Annotated in this window: 1 pseudogene and 1 other annotated feature; the pseudogene reads left to right on the forward strand. The window is 43.0% G+C overall.

What is annotated here, in order from left to right:
- Positions 1–223 (forward strand): annotated as a pseudogene (locus WFH18_RS18230) (IS3 family transposase); the annotation flags it as partial.
- Positions 2–118, forward strand: a sequence feature (AL1L pseudoknot). (Overlaps the previous pseudogene by 117 nt.)

Consider the following 223-nt stretch of genomic DNA (forward strand, 5'->3'; position numbering starts at 1 on the left):
CCGCTTTTTTCGCCCAGGCGGAGCTCGACCGCCCACACAAATAATGGTGGATTTTATCCATAACAATAAAGATCGATATGGTGTTGAAGCGATTTGTAGAATTTTACCGATTGCAGCTTCGACCTATTATCGGGCTTTAGATCTCGTTGATAACCCAGAACATCGAGCGAAACGTGCTCTGCATGATTTACATCATGCAGAGCAAATCAAACGTATTTGGAAA

This window comes from Acinetobacter sp. USHLN143 (assembly GCF_037145695.1).
In the GTDB taxonomy this organism is placed as follows: domain Bacteria; phylum Pseudomonadota; class Gammaproteobacteria; order Pseudomonadales; family Moraxellaceae; genus Acinetobacter; species Acinetobacter fasciculus.